We start from the raw sequence: 17,857 nt of genomic DNA, 5'->3' as shown, positions 1-17,857 counted from the left end.
CGCTAACGGGCCAGCAAGTGCAAATGCACCCGCAGACCCTGCCCGGTGTTTTCTGCCCATAAGCGACCGCCCTGGCGCTGCACTGCGTTGCGGGCAATGCTCAGGCCCAGGCCGAAACCACCATCACCGGGCCGCGAGCCGTCCAGGCGGGTAAAGGGCGCGAAGATGCGCTCCAGGTCACCCTCGGCAATCCCCGGGCCCTGATCCTGCAGCCAGATATGCCAATAGTCTCCTTCACGACAGCCGTCGAGTTGCACGCAGCCGCCCTTGGGCGAGTGGCGTATGGCGTTGCGCAGGATATTTTCCAGGGCCTGGGCCAGTGCATTCAGGTTGCCGCGCACCCAACTGTCCGCCGGTAACAGGCACGGCAAGCGCGATGCGGGCCAACCGCTTTCAAAACACGCGTTCTCACTCAATATGTCCCATAACGCCTGGAGCTGAATATCTTCCTGGGGCAGCGGCGTCGTTTCGCTGTCGAGCCAGGCCAGTTGCAGGCTGTCTTCCACCAGGCGCTGCATGGCGTCGATTTCCCGGCCCAGGCGTTCGCGCAGTTTGGCCAGGTCTTGCTCGCTGTCGCAGGCTACCCGCAGGCGGCTCAAGGGTGTGCGCAGTTCATGGGACATATCGCGCAGCAACTGCTGCTGCAAACGCACGGTGCCCTGCAGGCGTTCGGACATATGGTCAAAGGCGCGGCCCAGCTCGCCCAGTTCATCCTGACGGCTGGTGGCATCACGGGACATCCGCGTATTGAGTTGGTCGGCACGCCAGGCGTTGGCCTGCTCGCGCAATTGATTGAGGGGCATGATCAGCAGCCGATAGAGGCCGATGCACAGCAACAGGGTAAATAGACCGGGAATCACACCATTGGTGACCACTCGCCAGAACAGCTGATAGCGCCCAGGCATAAAGCGCTGCGGCAGTTCGATCACCAGCGACCCCGCGCCAGGGTCGACCGGAAACGGCACCTTCATCCAGGGCAAACCGATGACATGCCGGCTGACCGGCCAGTCCAATCCACGCAAAAACGTCAGGCGCTGGCTTTCCTTGTCACTCAAGGGGGTGCTGCCCAGGGACTGCAAGTCGTTACCGATCACGCCAACCCAGGTGCTTTCACGCTCGGCCATTCGCTGCAGCCAAACGTCCACGCCAGCACTGCCCTGTGTGCTCCACGCCAGTTCGGCGCCGGCGGCATAGCCAGTGAGAATCTCCCGCGACTTCTCGGACAGGTACGCGCTCTGCTGCTCCATGTAGCGGCCCCACGACCAACTGAGCCAAATCATCAGCAAACAGAAGGCGATCAACAGGCAAGCCAGCTTCCAGAACAACGAGTGTTTGCCAGGCAGTCGCTCAAAGCCCTTCATCGTGACCGCTCAGCACGTAGCCCTTGCCCCACACGGTGCGCACTTCCCGCTCGATGTAACCGATGGCCTTGAGCTTGCGGCGGATCTGGCTGACGTGCATATCGAGACTGCGGTCATGGGGTGCGTAACCGCGCTGCAACACCTGCTGATACAGGAAGGCTTTGCTGAGGACTTCTTCGGTATTGCGGTGCAGGGTTTCCAGCAGGCGGTATTCGCTGCGCGTGAGCGCGGCCCACTGGTCCTGGCAGGACACATCGCAGCGCTGATCATCAAAGTGCAGCACGCGGGCATCTTCGGGTGCCGGGGCACGCGGCGGCTCGGGTCGGCGGTCTAGGGCAACGCGGCGCAGGATCGCTTCAATACGCACGCACAATTCAACCATGCTGAACGGCTTGGGCAGATAGTCGTCCGCGCCCAGGCGAAAGCCGCTGATGCGATCGGCTTCAGCGCCCAGCGCCGACATCAGGATCACCGGCATGGCGTGGCTCTGGCGCAAATGGGTGAGGATCGACAAACCGTCCAGCCCTGGCAGCAGAATGTCCATCAGCACCAGGTCGAAGGCCTCGGCGCGGGCCAGTTGCAGGCCCTGCTGACCGTTCCGGCACCAGGTCACCTGGAAGCCACTGCGGCCAAGCTGCTCGTGCACATAGGCGCCCAACACCGGGTCGTCTTCGATGGTCAGGATACTGGGTAGGCCAACTGCTGCGGGAGTCATTAGCGTCTGCAAGTCATTCTCAATCACTGATTATTCAAGATTAAACGTTCACAGGCAATCGCCACCCGGCGCCGAATGGCCCGAAGATTGCCGTATGTCATTAATTTGCAAGATTCCAGGCCGTGCAAATGGCTACACTGCGCAGGTGGCGCGGGCCGGATGCCGGCGTGGATGATTGATAACAACGTGGTAGCAGGAGAGTGGCGTGCTTAGAAGAATGGGGATAAAAGGCCGCGTACTGTTGCTGACCTTATTACCGACCAGCCTGATGGCGTTGCTGTTGGGCGGCTATTTCACCTGGATGCAGCTCTCGGAGTTGCAAACCCAGATGCTGCAACGCGGCGAAATGATCGCCGAGCAATTGGCGCCGTTGGTGGCACCTGCCCTCGGTCATAAGAACACCGACCTGCTGGAGCGCATCGCGACCCAGTCCCTGGAGCAGCCGGATGTGCGCGCGGTGTCGTTCCTGGCGCCAGACCGCTCTTCCCTGGCCCACGCCGGCCCGACCATGCTCAACCAGCCGCCCACCGGCAACAGTTCGCACCTGTTGCAGCGCACCGGCAACGACGCCACCCGCTATTTACTGCCGGTGTTTGGCCGCCATCGCAACCTGGCGGGCGAGCTGATTCCGGATGAGGCCGACCGCCTGCTGGGTTGGGTCGAAGTGGAGCTGTCTCACAATGGCATGTTGCTGCGTGGCTATCGCAGCCTGTTCGCCAGCCTGCTGTTGATCGCCATCGGCCTGATGTGCACCGCCGCCCTCGCCCTGCGTATCAGCCGCACCATCAATTCGCCGATTGGCCAGATCAAGCAAGCGGTGGCCCAACTCAAGGACGGCAACCTGGAGACACGCTTGCCACCCTTGGGCAGCCAGGAGTTGGACCAGCTCGCCTCGGGCATCAACCGCATGGCCGAAACCCTGCAAAATGCCCAGGAAGAGCTGCAACACAGCATCGACCAGGCCACCGAAGACGTGCGCCAGAACCTGGAAACCATCGAGATCCAGAACATCGAGCTCGACCTGGCGCGCAAGGAAGCCCTGGAGGCCAGCCGTATCAAGTCGGAGTTCCTGGCCAACATGAGCCATGAAATCCGCACGCCGCTCAACGGCATCCTCGGATTTACTCACCTATTGCAAAAAAGCGAGCTGTCGCCGCGCCAGTTGGACTACCTGGGCACTATCGAAAAATCTGCGGATAACCTGCTGGGCATCATCAACGAAATCCTCGATTTCTCGAAGATTGAAGCCGGCAAACTGGTGCTCGACAGCGTGCCTTTCAACCTGCGCGACTTGCTGCAAGACACCTTGACCATCCTCGCCCCCGCCGCCCATGCCAAGCAGCTCGAACTGGTGAGCCTGGTGTACCGCGACACGCCGCTGGCGTTGGTGGGCGACCCGCTGCGGCTCAAGCAGATTCTGACCAACCTGATCAGCAATGCGATCAAGTTCACCCGCGAAGGCACCATTGTGGCCCGAGCGATGATTGAAGATGAACAAGAAGACAGCGTGCAATTGCGCATCAGCGTGCAAGACACCGGCATCGGCCTGTCCAACCAGGATGTGCGCGCCCTGTTCCAGGCATTCAGCCAGGCCGACAACTCGCTGTCGCGCCAGCCCGGCGGCACCGGTTTGGGCCTGGTGATTTCCAAGCGGTTGATCGAGCAGATGGGCGGCGAAATCGGCGTCGACAGCACGCCGGGTGAAGGCTCCGAATTCTGGATCAGCCTGAACCTGCCCAAAACCCGTGACGACGTCGAGGACCTGCCCGCCGCGCCGCTGCTGGGGCGGCGTGTGGCCGTACTGGAAAACCACGAACTGGCGCGCCAGGCCCTGCAACATCAGTTGGAAGACTGCGGCCTGGAAGTCACGCCCTTCAACACCCTGGAAAGCCTGACCAATGGCATCACCAGTGCGCACCAGACCGAACAGGCCATCAGCCTGGCGGTGCTGGGTGTCACGGCCAATGACATTCCGCCCGAGCGCCTCAACCAACACCTGTGGGACCTTGAACACCTGGGCTGCAAGGTGCTGGTGCTGTGCCCGACCACCGAGCAGATGCTGTTCAACCAATCGGTGCCCAACCCCAACAGCCAATTGCAGGCCAAGCCCGCTTGTACGCGCAAGCTGCGCCGCTCGCTGGCCGATCTGATCAGCCCGCGCCCTTCGCGCAGCGAACCCGGTGAGCCGTTGTCCAGCCGTGCGCCACGGGTGCTGTGCGTGGACGACAACCCGGCCAACCTGCTGCTGGTGCAAACCCTGTTGGAAGACATGGGTGCCAAGGTGCAGGCGGTGGAAAGCGGTTACGCGGCGGTCGACGCCGTGAAGCAAGAAACTTTCGATTTGGTGCTGATGGACGTGCAAATGCCCGGCATGGATGGCCGCCAGAGCACCGAGGCGATCCGCCAGTGGGAAAGCGAACGCCACGGCACGCCGCTGCCGGTGGTAGCCCTCACGGCCCATGCCATGGCCAACGAAAAACGAGCCCTGCTGCAAAGCGGCATGGACGACTACTTGACCAAGCCCATCAGCGAGCGGCAATTGGCCCAGGTGGTCTTGAAATGGACCGGCCTGGCGCTGCGTAACCAAGGCCCGGAGCGCACCCATGAGGGTGCAGCCCAGGGCGTGCAGCTCTTGGTACTCGACCACGAAGAAGGCCTGCGCCTGGCCGCCAACAAGGCCGACCTGGCCGCCGATATGCTCGCCATGCTGCTGGCCTCCCTGGAGGCTGATCGCCTGGCGATTACCGTCGCCCGCGAAGCCAATGACAACCACGCCTTGATCGAACGCGTGCACCGCCTGCACGGCGCCACGCGCTATTGTGGCGTGCCGCAATTGCGGGCGGCCTGCCAGCGCGCCGAAACCCTGCTCAAGCAGGATGACGCCAAGGCCATGGCTGCGCTGGATGAACTGGACATGGCGATTGCACGGTTGGCCAGTGAAGCCAGAGTAAGTGCCTGACCGTCCGACTGTAGGAGCGAGCGTGCTCGCGAAAAACCAGAGAACACCGCGTTAAACCAGAATGAACGCGTTATCGTTGACGTTTTTCGCGAGCAAGCTCGCTCCTACAAGTACGCATCTATTCTGTCATTGCAGGGAGCCTTTTCAATGCGCGTCATTCTCTTCAGCAGCCAAACCTACGACCGCGAGAGTTTCCTCGGCGAACCGCTGCCGGCCAGTATCGAACTGCAGTTCCAACCGGCACGCCTGAACCTCGATACCGTGGCCCTGGCCGAACACCACGAAGTGGTCTGCGCCTTTATCAACGACGACCTCAGCGCCCCCGTGCTGGAGCAACTGGCCAAGGGCGGCACACGCCTGATTGCCCTGCGCTCGGCGGGCTACAACCATGTCGACTTGCCCGCCGCCCAGCGCCTGGGCCTGAGTATCGTGCGCGTGCCCGCCTATTCGCCCCACGCGGTGGCCGAACACGCGGTCGCGCTGATTCTGGCGCTCAACCGCCGTCTGCACCGTGCCTACAACCGCACCCGCGACGGTGATTTCAGCCTGCACGGGCTCACCGGTTTCGATCTGGTCGGCAAAACGGTCGGCGTGGTCGGCACCGGGCAGATCGGCGCGACCTTCGCCAAGATCATGGCCGGCTTCGGCTGCCAACTGCTGGCCTACGACCCCTTCCCCAACCCACAGGTGCATGAACTTGGCGCCCGCTACGTAAGCCTGCCTGAACTGTTGGCCGAGGCGCAGATCATCAGCCTGCACTGCCCGCTGACCGCCGACAGCAAACACCTGATCAATGCCCGCTCACTGGCGCAGATGCAGCCCGGTGCGATGCTGATCAACACCGGGCGCGGTGGCCTGGTCGATACGCCGGCACTGATCGAAGCGCTCAAGCTGGGCCAGTTGGGCTACCTGGGGCTGGACGTCTACGAAGAAGAAGCTCAATTGTTTTTCGAGGACCGCTCGGACCTGCCCCTGCAAGATGACGTGCTCGCCCGCCTGCTGACCTTCCCCAACGTGATCATCACCGCGCACCAGGCCTTCCTCACCCGTGAAGCCCTGGCGGCGATTGCCGGCACCACATTGGCCAACATTGCCGCGTGGGCCGATGGCCGGGCGCAGAACCTGGTCGAGGGATGATCAGCGGTCACATACCAGGCTCATGATAGGCCGGCACCCGTGATAGGATGCCGCGCCTATTTGGAGGATCCATGGCCGAACACGATTTCCGCTTCAGCTTGCTGAGCCCGCAACACACCCTGATCGAATGCCGCGCCCTGGTGCCGGGCCGTTACCAGGTCACCGGCAACGGTGGTTCGATCAAACATGGCGACGTCCTGATCGTCAGCCTGCGCGGCAGTAAAACCCTGTCGATGCGCCTGACCGTCGAAGGTGACGCACGCTACTCCATCCGCCCGGCAGGCCAGTGGGTCGCCATGGCCCAAGGGCCGAAGTTCGGCGAATTGGAGATTCACACCTGGAAGGTCAACTGCGACAGCTGCGACGCCGTGCTGGAGTTTGAATTCGCGGTAGAAACCAAGCTGACCAAGGCACCGCTGCAACCGGCTGCCAACGCGCGTATCAAAGAACTGGGTTGGGCCAGCGAAGGCGATAAGCACCGCTGCCCGAAATGCCAGCAGGCCGCGCAATGAAAGCCCCGCTGCTGCTTGCCGCGATCGGAGTAGGCCTGGCAGGCTGCGCCGCCGATGGCGCCAAGCTCGAGCGCGACCACAGCTACGTAGTGGAATGGATTGGTGAGCGGCCATTGATGGACTACGCGCACCTGACCATCACCCTGGGCGCCGATGGCCGGGCCTATGGCAATGGCGGCTGCAACCACTGGTTTGCACCGTACACCGTCGAAGGCAACAAGCTCAGCTTCGGCCCGGTCGGCAGCACCCGAAAAATGTGCGCCGAAGCCCTGATGGAGCAAGAGCATCGCTTCTTCCAGGCCCTGCAAAGCGTGCAGCGCTGGGACATCTCGCCGATCGAGCAGACGCGGTTCTGGCCAGCCGAAGGCAAGCCGATCCGCTTGTGGCTCGAAGAAGGCTGACCTAGACGCACGCTCCTGTATTAACGCGGTGTCCTCTGGTTCTGTGGGAGCTGGCTTGCCTGCGATGCGGACGACGCGGTGTATCAGGTACACCGCAGCGATGCCATCGCAGCATCGGTATCTACACAACTTTGTGGGTTGTAACAGCAGACGGTAACCACGATGCGAAGCGAGCCGCGCTTGATCTGCTTTTGATCTCAGGCGCCCCGTTAAACCACGCTGGCCGGAATTCGACAGGGATTTGGGGGGTAAACCGGCAGGGATGCCGGTTTAGCCGCCCCGCGCCATGGAGGGCGCGTGGCGGCGGCCCCCCAAATCACTGGCGGATTACGGGCACACCGAGCCCAAGCGAGGTGCCGAGTGGTGGGGCAAGAGCGTTTTGCTTACTTTTGCGCTCTTCAAAAATGAGCCGCTGTCAGAGCGGAACCATCGGTGGCCGTTACCTAAATAATGGATATGTACTCGGTCAAATCCAATATCCCGGTCGGCTGGCAGGCCGCCTTCGCAGGCAAGCCAGCTCCCACATTTGGATCACCGTGCCTCAGTTAGATCAGCGCCGGCTGTCAGGCCGTCACGGGAGCAAGCTCCCTCACCACAGGTTCAGCGCCGCACCAAAACTGTGTAGATACCTATGGCCATCGCAGGCAAGCCAGCTCCCACAGTTTTAGCCTTTCAAGGCCTTGAGCTTGGCCAACACCCCTTCCGCCGTCTGCTCACCCATCAACTGCTCACGCACCTTGCCCTTGTCGTCGATGATGTAGGTCACCGGCAAGGCCTCGCTGCGCGGAATCTCGAAGATCCCGTCCGGGTTCTGGGCCAGCACCGTGAACTTGATCCCCAGCTTGTCGCTGGCGGCCTTCAGTTCTTCACCCTGTACATTGTCGAAGTTGACGCCGAACACCCCGACATTCTGGCCTTTCAACTGTTCTGCCAGGGCATTGAGCTCAGGGATTTCCGTGCGGCACGGGCCACACCATTCGGCCCAGTAGTTGACCACCAGCCACTGTTTGTCCAAGCGTTCGGCCGCCACTTTCTGGCCATATTGGTCAACGCCGTAATCGTTACCGCAGCCGCTGAGCAGCAGGGTTGTGATGGTCGCCAATGCACCGATCAGTCGCCTTGTCATGGGGTATTCCTTCGCAAAAATGAACGTTGGCTGCGGCCTATCGCCTCTTACGGTTTAAGGACAGGCGCCAGCGCAGGTAGAATACCCGCCACCTTACGCAAGATGCGACCCGCACATGACCGATCTGACGCTTTATCACAACCCGCGCTGCTCGAAATCGCGCGGTGCGCTGGAACTGCTTGAAGCCCGCGGCCTCACCCCGACCGTGGTGCGCTACCTGGAAACCCCGCTGAATGCCGCGCAAATCAAGGCCCTGCTGAAAAAACTTGGCATTAGCGCGCGCCAACTGCTGCGCACCGGTGAGGACGAATACAAAACCCTGAACCTGGCCGACGCCAGCTTGAGCGAAGCGCAACTGATCGCCGCTATCGCCGCCCATCCCAAGCTGATGGAGCGTCCTATCCTGGAAACTGCCGACAAAGCCATCATTGGCCGCCCGCCCGAGAACGTGCTGGAGATCCTGCCGTGAGTACGCCCTATGTGCTGGTGTTGTATTACAGCCGCAACGGCTCGGTGAGCGAGATGGCTCGGCAGATTGCCCGGGGTATCGAGCAAGGCGGCATGGAAGCACGGTTGCGCACGGTGCCGGCGATTTCCACCGAGTGCGAAGCGGTGGCGCCGAGCATTCCCGACGAGGGTGCGCTGTATGCCAGCCTGGACGACCTGAAGCACTGCTCGGGCCTGGCCCTGGGCAGCCCGACCCGGTTCGGCAACATGGCTGCGCCGCTCAAGTACTTCCTCGATGGCACCAGCAACCTGTGGCTCACCGGCGCTTTGGTCGGCAAGCCGGCCGGCGTGTTCACCTCCACCGCCAGCCTGCATGGCGGCCAGGAAACCACGCTGATGTCGATGCTGCTACCGCTGCTGCACCACGGCATGCTGATCACCGGCCTGCCCTACAGCGAACAGGCCCTGCTCGACACCCAGGGCGGCGGCACGCCGTATGGCGCCAGCCACCATTCCGGGCCAGACGGCAAGCGCATGCTCGACCAACATGAAATAACCCTGTGCCGGGCCCTGGGCCTGCGCCTGGCCAAGACCGCCACGCTGCTGGAGAACGGCCGTGGCCAGGAAGCCTAAGGTCCTGCCGCCACGGGAGTGGCTGGAGCCGCGGGTCAAGGTGGCACGCGCGCTGAGCCTGCTGGCGTTTTTGGGCCTGGTGGGCTTGCTGTGTGGCTATTACCTGTTTGTCGCCGACCTGCATGGGGCGCGCCCGTGGGTCATCCTGCTGATCGAACTGGTACCGCTGCTGATACTCGCCCCAGGCATGCTGATGGGCAGCGCACGCGGGCATTCGTGGATGTGTTTTGTGGTGAACCTGTATTTCATCAAGGGCGCGCTGGCCGCGTATGACCCGAACCGCCAGTGGTTTGGGGTGCTGGAAATGCTCGCTAGCCTGGCGGTGTTTTGCACGGCGTTGCTGTATGTGCGTTGGCGGCATCAGTTGAACCGGCGACTGGCCGATTGACTGATCGTTCCCACGCTCCGCGTGGGAATGCTGCCCAGGACGCTCTGCGTCCCGGGGCTAGTGCAAGGGTGACGCGGAGCGTCACAGGATGCATTCCCACGCGGAGCGTGGGAACGATCAGTATCAATGGTTGGCGGTGTAGGCCAACATCATCGACAGCTGACACATCGGCCGCCCACTCTCGGCGTGCCACTGGTTGAAGGCACCCTGCACCGTCGCCAAATCGCGCAGGCTGGTCGGGGCCTTGTCGACGATCTTCTGCGCATTCAGCGCCGCCACCACGTCATCGCTTGGCACAAAGGTGTCCTTGCCGACCATGCGCAAAAAGCGCGGCGCCGACAGCCCGCCCAGCTGGTGGCCATGCTTGCTCAGGTACTTCCACAGCCCGACAATATCAGTCACCGGCCAATCGGCGATAAATGCGCCGAAGCTGCCTTTTTCCTGCTCGATATCCAGGATCATCTGCGCATTGCGCGGCACACTCTTGAGCTTGCCCAGGTGACGGATGATGCGCGTGTCTTGCATCAGCCGTTCCAGGTGCTCGGCGCCCATCAGCACGACTTTTTCCGGATCGAAGCCAAAGAACACCTGCTCGAACGCCGGCCATTTGGCGTCGACCACGCTGTGCTTCAAGCCAGCGCGGAACACCCGCAACGCCAAGGTCGACAGGTAACGGTCATCGGTGATCTTGCGCAATTGCGCCGGGGTCTTGGGCACCGGCAGATGGGCTTCCAGCTTGGCCGCCGAACCGAAGCGGTTCAGACAATATTCGTGCAGCCACTTGTAATCGCGCATGCCCTCTCCTGTCAGTCGAATTGAAAACGGCGCTCGCAAGCGCCGTGTACTAGAGCCTTGGGAAGGCTCAGAGGTTCACTACATTGACGAAACGCGATGCGGCGGTCTCGTCGATTTTCAGGCTGGTGAAGTCGAACAGGTTGCGGTCGGCCAATTGTGACGGGATCACGTTTTGCAGGCTGCGGAAGATACTTTCGGTCCGCCCTGGGGTCTTGCGCTCCCAATCCACCAGCATTTCCTTGACCACCTGGCGCTGCAGGTTTTCCTGGGAGCCGCACAGATTGCACGGAATGATCGGGAATTGCTTGAAGTCGGAGTAAGCCTGGATGTCCTTCTCGTTGCAATACGCCAGCGGGCGGATCACCACGTTGCGCCCGTCATCGGCACGCAGCTTGGGCGGCATGGCCTTGAGTGAGCCGTTGAAGAACATATTGAGGAAGAAGGTCTCGACGATGTCATCGCGGTGATGACCCAGGGCCATCTTGGTCGCGCCGATCTCATCGGCAAAGGTGTAGAGCGTGCCACGGCGCAGGCGCGAGCACAGTGAGCAGGTGGTCTTGCCTTCCGGGATCAGTTCCTTGACCACCGAGTAAGTGTCTTTCTCGACGATGTGGTACTCGACGCCCAGTTCTTTCAGGTAGGCCGGCAGCACATGCTCGGGGAAACCGGGTTGCTTCTGGTCCATGTTGACCGCCACGATCTCGAACTTGATCGGTGCGACCTTTTGCAGGTGCAGCAACACGTCGAGCATGGTGTAGCTGTCTTTGCCGCCGGAGAGGCAGACCATGACCTTGTCGCCGTCCTCGATCATGTTGAAATCGGCGACTGCTTCACCGGCCAGGCGACGCAGGCGTTTTTGCAGTTTGTTCTGGTTGACTGTAAGAGTGCCCATGGCGCTTGGATCCGCAAAGGTGTGTGACGAAAAGCGCAGCATTTTACCGGTAAGACTGGCGCAGTTCCAATGTGGAAGCTGGCTTGCCTGCGATAGCGGTGTGCCAGTCAACACCTGCGGTCCTGACAGGCCGCCATCGCAGGCAAGCCAGCTCCCACACTGGATCGCATGAGCCCTGACAGACCGCACCGCGATTAGCGCCCGTGTTTACAGCGCAATTTGCTCTAAAGGCCCTACGGTTATTCCGGTCATCCCTTCCTATACTGCGACTTGAGGTCGCACATCTATCCAGACCTTTCAGGCCATTTGGCCCGTGGGCGCTCCGATGGGGGGCGATGGTAATAACGACAGGAGTGACTGGCATGATCCATCACGTCGTGGGGCTGTTTACCCATCCCGACCAGGAATGGCGGGAAATCCGTGGCGATAAAGAAGAAAGCATCGGCCACATGTACCTCACTCATACCCTGATTCTCGCGGCGATCCCCGCCATTTCCGCCTTTATTGGTACCACCCAGGTCGGCTGGGTCATCGGCAACCGCGCCCCGGTGATGCTGACCCAGGAAAGCGCGCTGTGGATGACCCTCATGTCTTACGCGGCCATGCTATGCGGCGTGGCCGTGATGGGCGCATTCATTCACTGGATGGCCCGCACCTACGACGCCAGCCCAAGCATGGCCCGCTGCGTGGCGTTTGCCACTTACACTGCCACACCGTTGTTTATCGGCGGGCTGGCGGCGCTCTACCCGCATATGTGGCTGGGCATGGTCGTGGGCACGGCGGCGATCTGCTACACGGTGTACCTGTTGTATGTAGGGCTGCCGACCTTCATGAGTATCGACCCGGATGAAGGCTTCCTGTTCTCCAGTTCGGTATTGGCCGTCGGCCTGGTGGTGCTAGTGGCGATCATGGCCTTTACCGTGATCGTCTGGGGCCTGGGCGTCGGGCCGATCTACACCAGTTGACCGAAAAAAACCGCAGGCAAGGCCACCGCAAGGTGGCTTTGTGCGTTATGCATGACCATTCGGCGCCTGACAGATTCGGAAACACCCAGCTTTGCGGCATACTGGGCGTCTCTGGAGATATGTACAGCATGCCCGAGCAACTCAATACCCGCGTCGAAGATTGTTTCCTGCAAGCCGAATCCTTTTTCAAACGAAGCTTCAAACGCCCCCAGGTCAGCCTCAAGCTGCGGGGCCAGAAAGCCGGTGTCGCGCATTTGCACGAGAACCTGCTGCGCTTCAACCCTCAGTTGTACCGTGAAAACAGCCAACACTTTCTCAAGCAAACCGTGGCCCACGAAGTGGCGCACCTGATTGCCCACCAGTTGTTTGGCGAGCGTATCCAGCCTCATGGCGAGGAATGGCAGTTGATCATGCGCGGGGTTTACGAACTGCCGCCCGACCGTTGCCATACCTACGAGGTCAAGCGCCGACAGGTGACTCGCTATATTTACCGCTGCCCGTGTGCGGACAGTGATTTTCCGTTTTCACCGCAGCGCCATGGGCTGGTGAATCAGGGGCGGCGGTATTTGTGTCGGCGGTGTCGGCAGACCTTGGTGTTCACCGGGGAAACTCGGGTGGAATGAGGGCCTCATCGCAGGCAAGCCAGCTCCCACATTTGGATCTGTGAGCGCAATCCAAAATGTGGGAGCTGGCTTGCCTGCGAAAGCGCCCTTTCAGTCAACCCACAACCTTGGCCTGGCGCAATTGCTCTATCCGCTCAACACCGAACCCCAACGCCACCAACACCTCATCACTGTGCGCCCCCACCGCCACCCCAATATGCCTGGGCGCTGGTAAACCCTCGGAGAACTTCAGCGGGCAGGCCAATTGCGCTTGTGTCGAGCCATCCCCCCGGGGCACCTGGCTGACCAGCTCCCGCACCTTCAACTGTGGATGCTCCACCGCCTCACTCAAACTCAACACCGGCTCCACACACGCATCCACCCCGGCAAACAACTCACACAACTGGTCAAAACTGCGCTTCTCGAACTCCACCTGCAACGCCTGTTTGAGCACGGCCTGGCGTTCGGGCGTCACGCTGTGTGCCGCCAGTTCCGGCCGCCCCAATGCCTCGCACAGCTGCTGCATAAACCCCGGCTCCAGACTGCCCACCGACATCCAACGCCCATCGCGTGTGCGGTAGTAGTCGTAGAAACTCCCGCCATTGAGCACATGGTTCTCCCACCCAGGCTCGACCCCGCAAGCCAGGTAACCGGCCCCAGCCATGGCGTTCAGGCTGAACGAGCAATCGGTCATGCTCACATCCAGGTATTGCCCCACCCCGCTTTGCTGCCTGGCAATCACCGCCGCCAGCAAGCCCACCACGGCATGCAGCGAACCGCCCGCCACATCCGCCAGTTGTACGCCCAGCGGTAATGGGCCGGTGTCCTGGCGCCCGGTATGGCTGGCCACGCCGGCCAACGCCAGGTAGTTGATATCGTGCCCGGCGCGGTCCTTATAGGGGCCGGTCTGACCGTAGCCGGTGATCGACACGTAGATCAGCCGCGGGTTGATCGCCTTCAGCGCCTCATAGCCCAGGCCCAGACGCTCCATGACGCCGGGGCGGAACTGTTCGAGCAAGATGTCATAGCCCTTGACCAACTCACGCACGATCTCCAGCGCCTCGGCCTGCTTGAGGTCCAGGGCCAGGCTGCGTTTGTTGCGGTTGAGGTAGGCGTGGCTGGCCGAGGTGCCACGATCATGGGGCGGCAACACACGCAACAGGTCCATCCGCGTGGGCGATTCGATGCGCAGCACCTCGGCGCCCATGTCCGCCAGCATCAAGGAGGCAAATGGGCCGGGCAGCAAGGTGGAAAAATCCAACACTTTGAGGGACGCCAAGGGACCTGACATAGAGACTCCAGTTGGGTTGCGAATACCCACAGACTAGGCAGCCGGGCGCCTGCCGGCAATCGTCAGAACGATCAACCACAGTGACTGTTTTGATCACGGCGGGCTTTTTCGCGGCGGCGGCTTTATCATTGGCCGACGTTTGTTGGCAGAGTCTTCCATGAAGTTCGCGATTGCACTGTATAGCGCCGCCCACGCGCCCTCTTCGCGCCGCGCCCTGTTGTTCGCCCAGGCAGCGCTGGCCGGCGGGCATGAGATTGTGCGGCTGTTTTTCTACCAGGACGGCGTGTACAGCGCGTCCACTAACATCGTCGCGCCCCAGGATGAGCAAGACATTCCGCGCCAATGGCGCGAGTTTGTCAGCCAGCACCAACTCGACGGCGTGGTGTGCATCGCCGCCGCCCTGCGCCGGGGTGTGCTGAATGCCGAGGAAGCTGCGCGCTATCAACGCAGCGCAGTCAACCTGGAAGCCCCCTGGGCGTTGTCGGGCCTGGGGCAATTGCATGACGCGATCCAGGACGCCGACCGCCTGATCTGTTTTGGAGGGCCGTGACATGTCCAAATCCTTATTGGTGATCAGCCGCCAGGCCCCGTGGTCCGGGCCGAGTGCGCGGGAAGCGCTGGATATCGTGCTGGCCGGTGGCGCTTTCGATCTGCCCATTGGCCTGCTGTTTCTGGATGACGGTGTGTTCCAACTGGCGCCGAACCAAGCTGCCAAATCCGTGCAACAGAAAGACCTGAGTGCCAATCTGCAGGCCCTGGGTCTGTTCGGCATTGACGACGTGTTCGCCTGCGACCACAGCCTGTCCGCACGCGGGCTGCCGCCGCCCGCCAATGCGCAGGCGCTCGACAGCCAAGCTATTTCCCAGTTGATTGACCGTTACGACCAGGTGATTACCCTCTGATGTCGACTCTACATGTGGTGTCTCATTCCCCGTTTACTGACAGCCGCCTCGACAGCTGCCTGCGCCTCTGTGGCGCCGAAGACGCAATCCTCTTGTGTGGTGACGGAGCCTACGGCCTGCACACGCCCGCCCTGCAAACCAGAGGCGTAAAGGTGTTTGTGCTGGCCGAAGACATGCAGGCGCGTAACCTGCCGCTGCCCGACTGGGCTGACAGCGTCGATTACCCAGGCTTCGTGCAGCTGTCGATCGACTACGACAAGGTCAACACCTGGCTATGAACACCCTGACCGTAGGCGCACGCACCCTGGAACTGGATAAGGACGGCTACCTCGTCGACCTCAACGACTGGTCCGATGAAGTGGCGCATGCCCTGGCCACCGCCGAAGCCATCGAGCTGACCCCGGATCACCGGGAAATCCTCGACCTGCTGCGCCAGTTCTACGCCGAATTCCAGTTGTCTCCCGCCACGCGCCCGCTGATCAAGTACACCGCCTTGAAGCTTGGCCCGGAAAAGGGCAACAGCCTGCACCTCAACAGATTGTTCAACGGCACTCCCGCCAAACTCGCCGCCAAGCTGGCGGGCCTGCCCAGGCCGACGAATTGCTTATGACCGACTTTGCCCCCCTGACTCTCGTAACGCCCCAAGAGCATCCCTTTGCACAATTCGTGCGCATCCTCGGCAAAGGCAAGCGTGGCGCGCGCAACCTCACCCGCGAGGAAGCGCGGGAAGCCATGGGCATGCTGCTCGATGAAAAGGTCGAGGACACCCAGCTCGGCGCCTTCCTGATGCTGCTGCGCCACAAGGAAGAAAGCCCGGAAGAACTCGCCGGTTTCACCGAAGCGGTCCGTGAGCGCCTGCACGCGCCAGCGTTGAACGTCGATATCGACTGGCCGACCTACGCCGGTAAAAAGCGCCACCTGCCGTGGTTCCTGCTGGCAGCCAAATGCCTGGCACAGAACGGCGTGCGCATCCTGATGCACGGCGGCGGCGCCCACACCGCGGGGCGCTTGTACACCGAACAATTGCTGGACAGCTTGAACATCCCGCTGTGCCGCGATTGGCAACAGGTCGAGAGCGCCTTTGCCCACGGCAACCTGGCGTTTATCCCGCTGGGTGATTGGGCGCCACAGTTGCAACGCATGATCGACCTGCGTAACACCCTGGGCCTGCGTTCGCCTATCCATTCCTTGGCGCGCCTGCTCAACCCACTGAATGCCCGCTGTGGCCTGCAAAGCATTTTCCACCCCGGTTACCAGGGCGTGCATCGTGATGCCAGCGGCCTGCTGGGTGACAACGTGATTGTGGTCAAGGGCGACGGCGGTGAGATCGAGATCAACCCCGACACCCTGAGTCACTTGTACGGCACCACTGGCGGCCAGAGTTGGGACGAAGAGTGGCCCGCCCTCTCCGACCAGCGCCACGTCAAGCCAGCAACGCTTGAGCCCGAGCACCTCAAAGCGCTGTGGCGCGGCGACGCTGAAGACAGCTACCCACAACTGGCGTTGATCGCCACCATGGCGTTGGCCCTGCGCGGCCTTGGCCACCCACGGCAACAGGCGTTCGAATTGGCCCAGCAGTACTGGGACGCGCGGGACAAATCGATTTAATCGATCATTCACGCCGGTTCTTTGCGCTTTTAGTTCGAACTCATCTCTTTAGACTGGGCTCCAACGCTTATCAGCCAAGGAGCCAGTCATGGGTTTATTGATCGAAGGACAATGGAAAGACCAGTGGTACGAAAGTAGCGCAGACGGCGCTTTCCAACGGGAACAGGCGCAACGCCGCAACTGGGTGACCGCCGATGGCGCGCCAGGCCCGAGCGGCGAAGGCGGCTTCAAGGCCGAGGCCGGTCGCTATCACCTCTATGTGTCTCTCGCCTGCCCGTGGGCGCACCGCACCTTGATCCTGCGCAAGCTCAAGGGCCTGGAAAGCCTGATCGACGTCTCGGTGGTCAGTTGGCTGATGCTGGAAAACGGCTGGACCTTCGACCAGGCCCACGGCTCCAGCGGCGACAAACTGGACGATTTCAACTTCATGCACCAACGCTACACCGCCGATACCGCCGACTACACCGGGCGCGTCACCGTGCCGGTGCTGTGGGACAAAAAGCTCAAGCGCATCGTCAGCAATGAATCGGCGGAGATCATCCGCATGTTTAACAGTGCGTTCAATGAGCTGACCGGCAATACCCTGGATTTCTACCCCCAAGCCCTACGCCCGACCATCGACGCCCTCAACGAACGCATCTACCCCGCCGTCAACAACGGCGTGTACCGCGCAGGCTTCGCCACCTCACAACAGGCGTATGAAAGCGCGTTTGATGATGTGTTTGCCGAATTGGATCATCTGGAACAGCACCTGGGCAGCCATCGTTATTTGGCCGGCGAGTACCTGACCGAAGCCGATGTGCGGCTGTTCACCACGCTGATTCGTTTTGATGCGGTGTATTACAGCCACTTCAAATGCAACCTGCGGCGGATTGCCGACTATGCGAATTTGTCGAACTGGCTAAGGGAGATGTATCAGTGGCCAGGGGTGGCCGAGACGGTGGATTTCGAGCATATCAAGGGGCATTACTATGCCAGCCATCGCACGATCAACCCGACGGGGATTGTGCCGAAGGGGCCGTTGCAGGGGTTTGATACCGAGCATGATCGCCATGCATTGCACGGCAAAGGTGTATGGAGCTGACATAAACCGCCTGTAGGAGCGAGCTTGCTCGCGAAGAAC

21 protein-coding genes are annotated in these 17,857 nt (G+C 61.5%); 15 read left to right on the top strand and 6 right to left on the bottom strand.

What is annotated here, in order from left to right:
• Positions 1–2: 2 nt before the first annotated feature.
• Positions 3–1,361, bottom strand: a complete 1,359-nt coding sequence (locus TX24_RS11540; protein ID WP_057710364.1) for a sensor histidine kinase — start codon at positions 1,359–1,361, stop codon at positions 3–5.
• Positions 1,348–2,076: a response regulator transcription factor gene (locus TX24_RS11535; protein ID WP_057710363.1), complete on the bottom strand. Its 729-nt coding sequence runs from the start codon at positions 2,074–2,076 to the stop codon at positions 1,348–1,350. The genes TX24_RS11540 and TX24_RS11535 overlap by 14 nt, the downstream gene beginning before the upstream one ends.
• A gap of 205 nt (positions 2,077–2,281) precedes the next feature.
• Between TX24_RS11535 and TX24_RS11530 the strand changes: the two genes are divergently transcribed.
• The 4 genes from TX24_RS11530 (at position 2,282) to TX24_RS11515 (ending at position 7,085) form a co-directional block, all read left to right on the top strand.
• Positions 2,282–5,035: a response regulator gene (locus TX24_RS11530; protein ID WP_003192050.1), complete on the top strand. Its 2,754-nt coding sequence runs from the start codon at positions 2,282–2,284 to the stop codon at positions 5,033–5,035.
• A gap of 147 nt (positions 5,036–5,182) precedes the next feature.
• Positions 5,183–6,172: a 2-hydroxyacid dehydrogenase gene (locus tag TX24_RS11525; protein ID WP_003192052.1), complete on the top strand. Its 990-nt coding sequence runs from the start codon at positions 5,183–5,185 to the stop codon at positions 6,170–6,172.
• A 71-nt stretch (positions 6,173–6,243) separates the two neighbouring features.
• Positions 6,244–6,684, top strand: a complete 441-nt coding sequence (locus TX24_RS11520; protein WP_003192054.1) for a hypothetical protein — start codon at positions 6,244–6,246, stop codon at positions 6,682–6,684.
• Entirely contained in the window at positions 6,681–7,085 is a 405-nt protein-coding gene (locus tag TX24_RS11515) for an META domain-containing protein (RefSeq protein ID WP_057710362.1), read from the top strand. The genes TX24_RS11520 and TX24_RS11515 overlap by 4 nt, the downstream gene beginning before the upstream one ends.
• Before the next feature lie 664 nt (positions 7,086–7,749).
• Here TX24_RS11515 and TX24_RS11510 read toward each other — a convergent pair.
• Positions 7,750–8,211: a TlpA family protein disulfide reductase gene (locus TX24_RS11510; protein ID WP_057710361.1), complete on the bottom strand. Its 462-nt coding sequence runs from the start codon at positions 8,209–8,211 to the stop codon at positions 7,750–7,752.
• A 115-nt stretch (positions 8,212–8,326) separates the two neighbouring features.
• Here TX24_RS11510 and arsC point away from each other — a divergent pair, with 115 nt between their 5' ends.
• From arsC to TX24_RS11495, 3 genes are read left to right on the top strand one after another with little or no spacing between them, the layout of a single operon-like run.
• Positions 8,327–8,680: an arsenate reductase (glutaredoxin) gene (gene arsC / locus TX24_RS11505; protein ID WP_003192059.1), complete on the top strand. Its 354-nt coding sequence runs from the start codon at positions 8,327–8,329 to the stop codon at positions 8,678–8,680.
• On the top strand, positions 8,677–9,291 hold the full coding sequence (gene wrbA / locus TX24_RS11500; RefSeq protein WP_003192060.1) for an NAD(P)H:quinone oxidoreductase: 615 nt from the start codon (positions 8,677–8,679) through the stop codon (positions 9,289–9,291). The genes arsC and wrbA overlap by 4 nt, the downstream gene beginning before the upstream one ends.
• A complete protein-coding gene (locus tag TX24_RS11495; RefSeq protein WP_003192061.1) occupies positions 9,275–9,679 on the top strand; it encodes a DUF2069 domain-containing protein in 405 nt (134 codons plus the stop codon). The genes wrbA and TX24_RS11495 overlap by 17 nt, the downstream gene beginning before the upstream one ends.
• A gap of 123 nt (positions 9,680–9,802) precedes the next feature.
• Here TX24_RS11495 and TX24_RS11490 read toward each other — a convergent pair whose 3' ends face one another.
• Both TX24_RS11490 and ttcA read right to left on the bottom strand, forming a co-directional pair.
• Positions 9,803–10,474, bottom strand: a complete 672-nt coding sequence (locus TX24_RS11490) for a DNA-3-methyladenine glycosylase I (protein ID WP_003192062.1) — start codon at positions 10,472–10,474, stop codon at positions 9,803–9,805.
• Between the two features lie 67 nt (positions 10,475–10,541).
• Positions 10,542–11,366, bottom strand: a complete 825-nt coding sequence (gene ttcA, locus TX24_RS11485) for a tRNA 2-thiocytidine(32) synthetase TtcA (protein ID WP_014718888.1) — start codon at positions 11,364–11,366, stop codon at positions 10,542–10,544.
• 362 nt (positions 11,367–11,728) lie between these two features.
• Here ttcA and TX24_RS11480 point away from each other — a divergent pair, with 362 nt between their 5' ends.
• Both TX24_RS11480 and TX24_RS11475 read left to right on the top strand, forming a co-directional pair.
• The gene (locus TX24_RS11480; protein WP_003192065.1) at positions 11,729–12,331 is read left to right on the top strand and encodes a Yip1 family protein; all 603 of its coding nucleotides are present in this window, start codon (positions 11,729–11,731) and stop codon (positions 12,329–12,331) included.
• Positions 12,332–12,459: 128 nt separating this feature from the next.
• Entirely contained in the window at positions 12,460–12,954 is a 495-nt protein-coding gene (locus tag TX24_RS11475; RefSeq protein ID WP_003192067.1) for a SprT family zinc-dependent metalloprotease, read from the top strand.
• 94 nt (positions 12,955–13,048) lie between these two features.
• Here the strand turns inward: TX24_RS11475 and TX24_RS11470 are convergent, their stop codons facing one another.
• The gene (locus TX24_RS11470) at positions 13,049–14,224 is read right to left on the bottom strand and encodes a CaiB/BaiF CoA transferase family protein (RefSeq protein ID WP_057710360.1); all 1,176 of its coding nucleotides are present in this window, start codon (positions 14,222–14,224) and stop codon (positions 13,049–13,051) included.
• 157 nt (positions 14,225–14,381) lie between these two features.
• On the opposite strand from TX24_RS11470, the gene tusD reads away from it, so the two are divergent.
• The 6 genes from tusD to TX24_RS11440 all read left to right on the top strand — a co-directional run bounded on the left by tusD (position 14,382) and on the right by TX24_RS11440 (position 17,818).
• The gene (gene tusD / locus TX24_RS11465; protein WP_057710359.1) at positions 14,382–14,774 is read left to right on the top strand and encodes a sulfurtransferase complex subunit TusD; all 393 of its coding nucleotides are present in this window, start codon (positions 14,382–14,384) and stop codon (positions 14,772–14,774) included.
• 1 nt (position 14,775) lies between these two features.
• A complete protein-coding gene (gene tusC, locus TX24_RS11460) occupies positions 14,776–15,126 on the top strand; it encodes a sulfurtransferase complex subunit TusC (protein WP_034134536.1) in 351 nt (116 codons plus the stop codon).
• A complete protein-coding gene (gene tusB, locus TX24_RS11455) occupies positions 15,126–15,404 on the top strand; it encodes a sulfurtransferase complex subunit TusB (protein WP_003192071.1) in 279 nt (92 codons plus the stop codon). The genes tusC and tusB overlap by 1 nt, the downstream gene beginning before the upstream one ends.
• Entirely contained in the window at positions 15,401–15,736 is a 336-nt protein-coding gene (locus TX24_RS11450) for a TusE/DsrC/DsvC family sulfur relay protein (RefSeq protein WP_003192072.1), read from the top strand. Before tusB ends, TX24_RS11450 begins: the two co-directional genes overlap by 4 nt.
• Positions 15,733–16,734, top strand: coding sequence for a glycosyl transferase family protein (locus TX24_RS11445; protein ID WP_003192074.1), 1,002 nt, complete (start codon positions 15,733–15,735; stop codon positions 16,732–16,734). The genes TX24_RS11450 and TX24_RS11445 overlap by 4 nt, the downstream gene beginning before the upstream one ends.
• An 88-nt stretch (positions 16,735–16,822) precedes the next feature.
• Positions 16,823–17,818, top strand: coding sequence for a glutathione S-transferase family protein (locus tag TX24_RS11440; RefSeq protein ID WP_034134537.1), 996 nt, complete (start codon positions 16,823–16,825; stop codon positions 17,816–17,818).
• The last annotated feature ends 39 nt before the right edge of the window (positions 17,819–17,857 follow it).

This window comes from Pseudomonas lactis, from assembly GCF_001439845.1.
Classification (GTDB): domain Bacteria; phylum Pseudomonadota; class Gammaproteobacteria; order Pseudomonadales; family Pseudomonadaceae; genus Aquipseudomonas; species Aquipseudomonas lactis.
The sequence above is the reverse complement of the archived record's forward strand: the minus strand, read 5'-3'. Positions and strand labels throughout refer to the sequence as shown.

Bases quoted from the DNA above. Each gene is read 5' to 3' on its own strand.
- tusB (WP_003192071.1), top strand. From the start codon at position 15,126: ATGTCGACTCTACATGTGGTGTCTCATTCCCCGTTTACTGACAGCCGC.
- ttcA (WP_014718888.1), bottom strand. From the start codon at position 11,366: ATGGGCACTCTTACAGTCAACCAGAACAAACTGCAAAAACGCCTGCGT.
- TX24_RS11525 (WP_003192052.1), top strand. From the start codon at position 5,183: ATGCGCGTCATTCTCTTCAGCAGCCAAACCTACGACCGCGAGAGTTTC.
- tusD (WP_057710359.1), top strand. From the start codon at position 14,382: ATGAAGTTCGCGATTGCACTGTATAGCGCCGCCCACGCGCCCTCTTCG.
- tusC (WP_034134536.1), top strand. From the start codon at position 14,776: ATGTCCAAATCCTTATTGGTGATCAGCCGCCAGGCCCCGTGGTCCGGG.
- arsC (WP_003192059.1), top strand. From the start codon at position 8,327: ATGACCGATCTGACGCTTTATCACAACCCGCGCTGCTCGAAATCGCGC.
- TX24_RS11535 (WP_057710363.1), bottom strand. From the start codon at position 2,076: ATGACTCCCGCAGCAGTTGGCCTACCCAGTATCCTGACCATCGAAGAC.
- TX24_RS11540 (WP_057710364.1), bottom strand. From the start codon at position 1,361: ATGAAGGGCTTTGAGCGACTGCCTGGCAAACACTCGTTGTTCTGGAAG.
- TX24_RS11515 (WP_057710362.1), top strand. From the start codon at position 6,681: ATGAAAGCCCCGCTGCTGCTTGCCGCGATCGGAGTAGGCCTGGCAGGC.
- TX24_RS11480 (WP_003192065.1), top strand. From the start codon at position 11,729: ATGATCCATCACGTCGTGGGGCTGTTTACCCATCCCGACCAGGAATGG.
- TX24_RS11440 (WP_034134537.1), top strand. From the start codon at position 16,823: ATGGGTTTATTGATCGAAGGACAATGGAAAGACCAGTGGTACGAAAGT.
- TX24_RS11445 (WP_003192074.1), top strand. From the start codon at position 15,733: ATGACCGACTTTGCCCCCCTGACTCTCGTAACGCCCCAAGAGCATCCC.
- TX24_RS11450 (WP_003192072.1), top strand. From the start codon at position 15,401: ATGAACACCCTGACCGTAGGCGCACGCACCCTGGAACTGGATAAGGAC.
- TX24_RS11510 (WP_057710361.1), bottom strand. From the start codon at position 8,211: ATGACAAGGCGACTGATCGGTGCATTGGCGACCATCACAACCCTGCTG.
- TX24_RS11520 (WP_003192054.1), top strand. From the start codon at position 6,244: ATGGCCGAACACGATTTCCGCTTCAGCTTGCTGAGCCCGCAACACACC.
- TX24_RS11475 (WP_003192067.1), top strand. From the start codon at position 12,460: ATGCCCGAGCAACTCAATACCCGCGTCGAAGATTGTTTCCTGCAAGCC.
- TX24_RS11470 (WP_057710360.1), bottom strand. From the start codon at position 14,224: ATGTCAGGTCCCTTGGCGTCCCTCAAAGTGTTGGATTTTTCCACCTTG.
- TX24_RS11490 (WP_003192062.1), bottom strand. From the start codon at position 10,474: ATGCGCGATTACAAGTGGCTGCACGAATATTGTCTGAACCGCTTCGGT.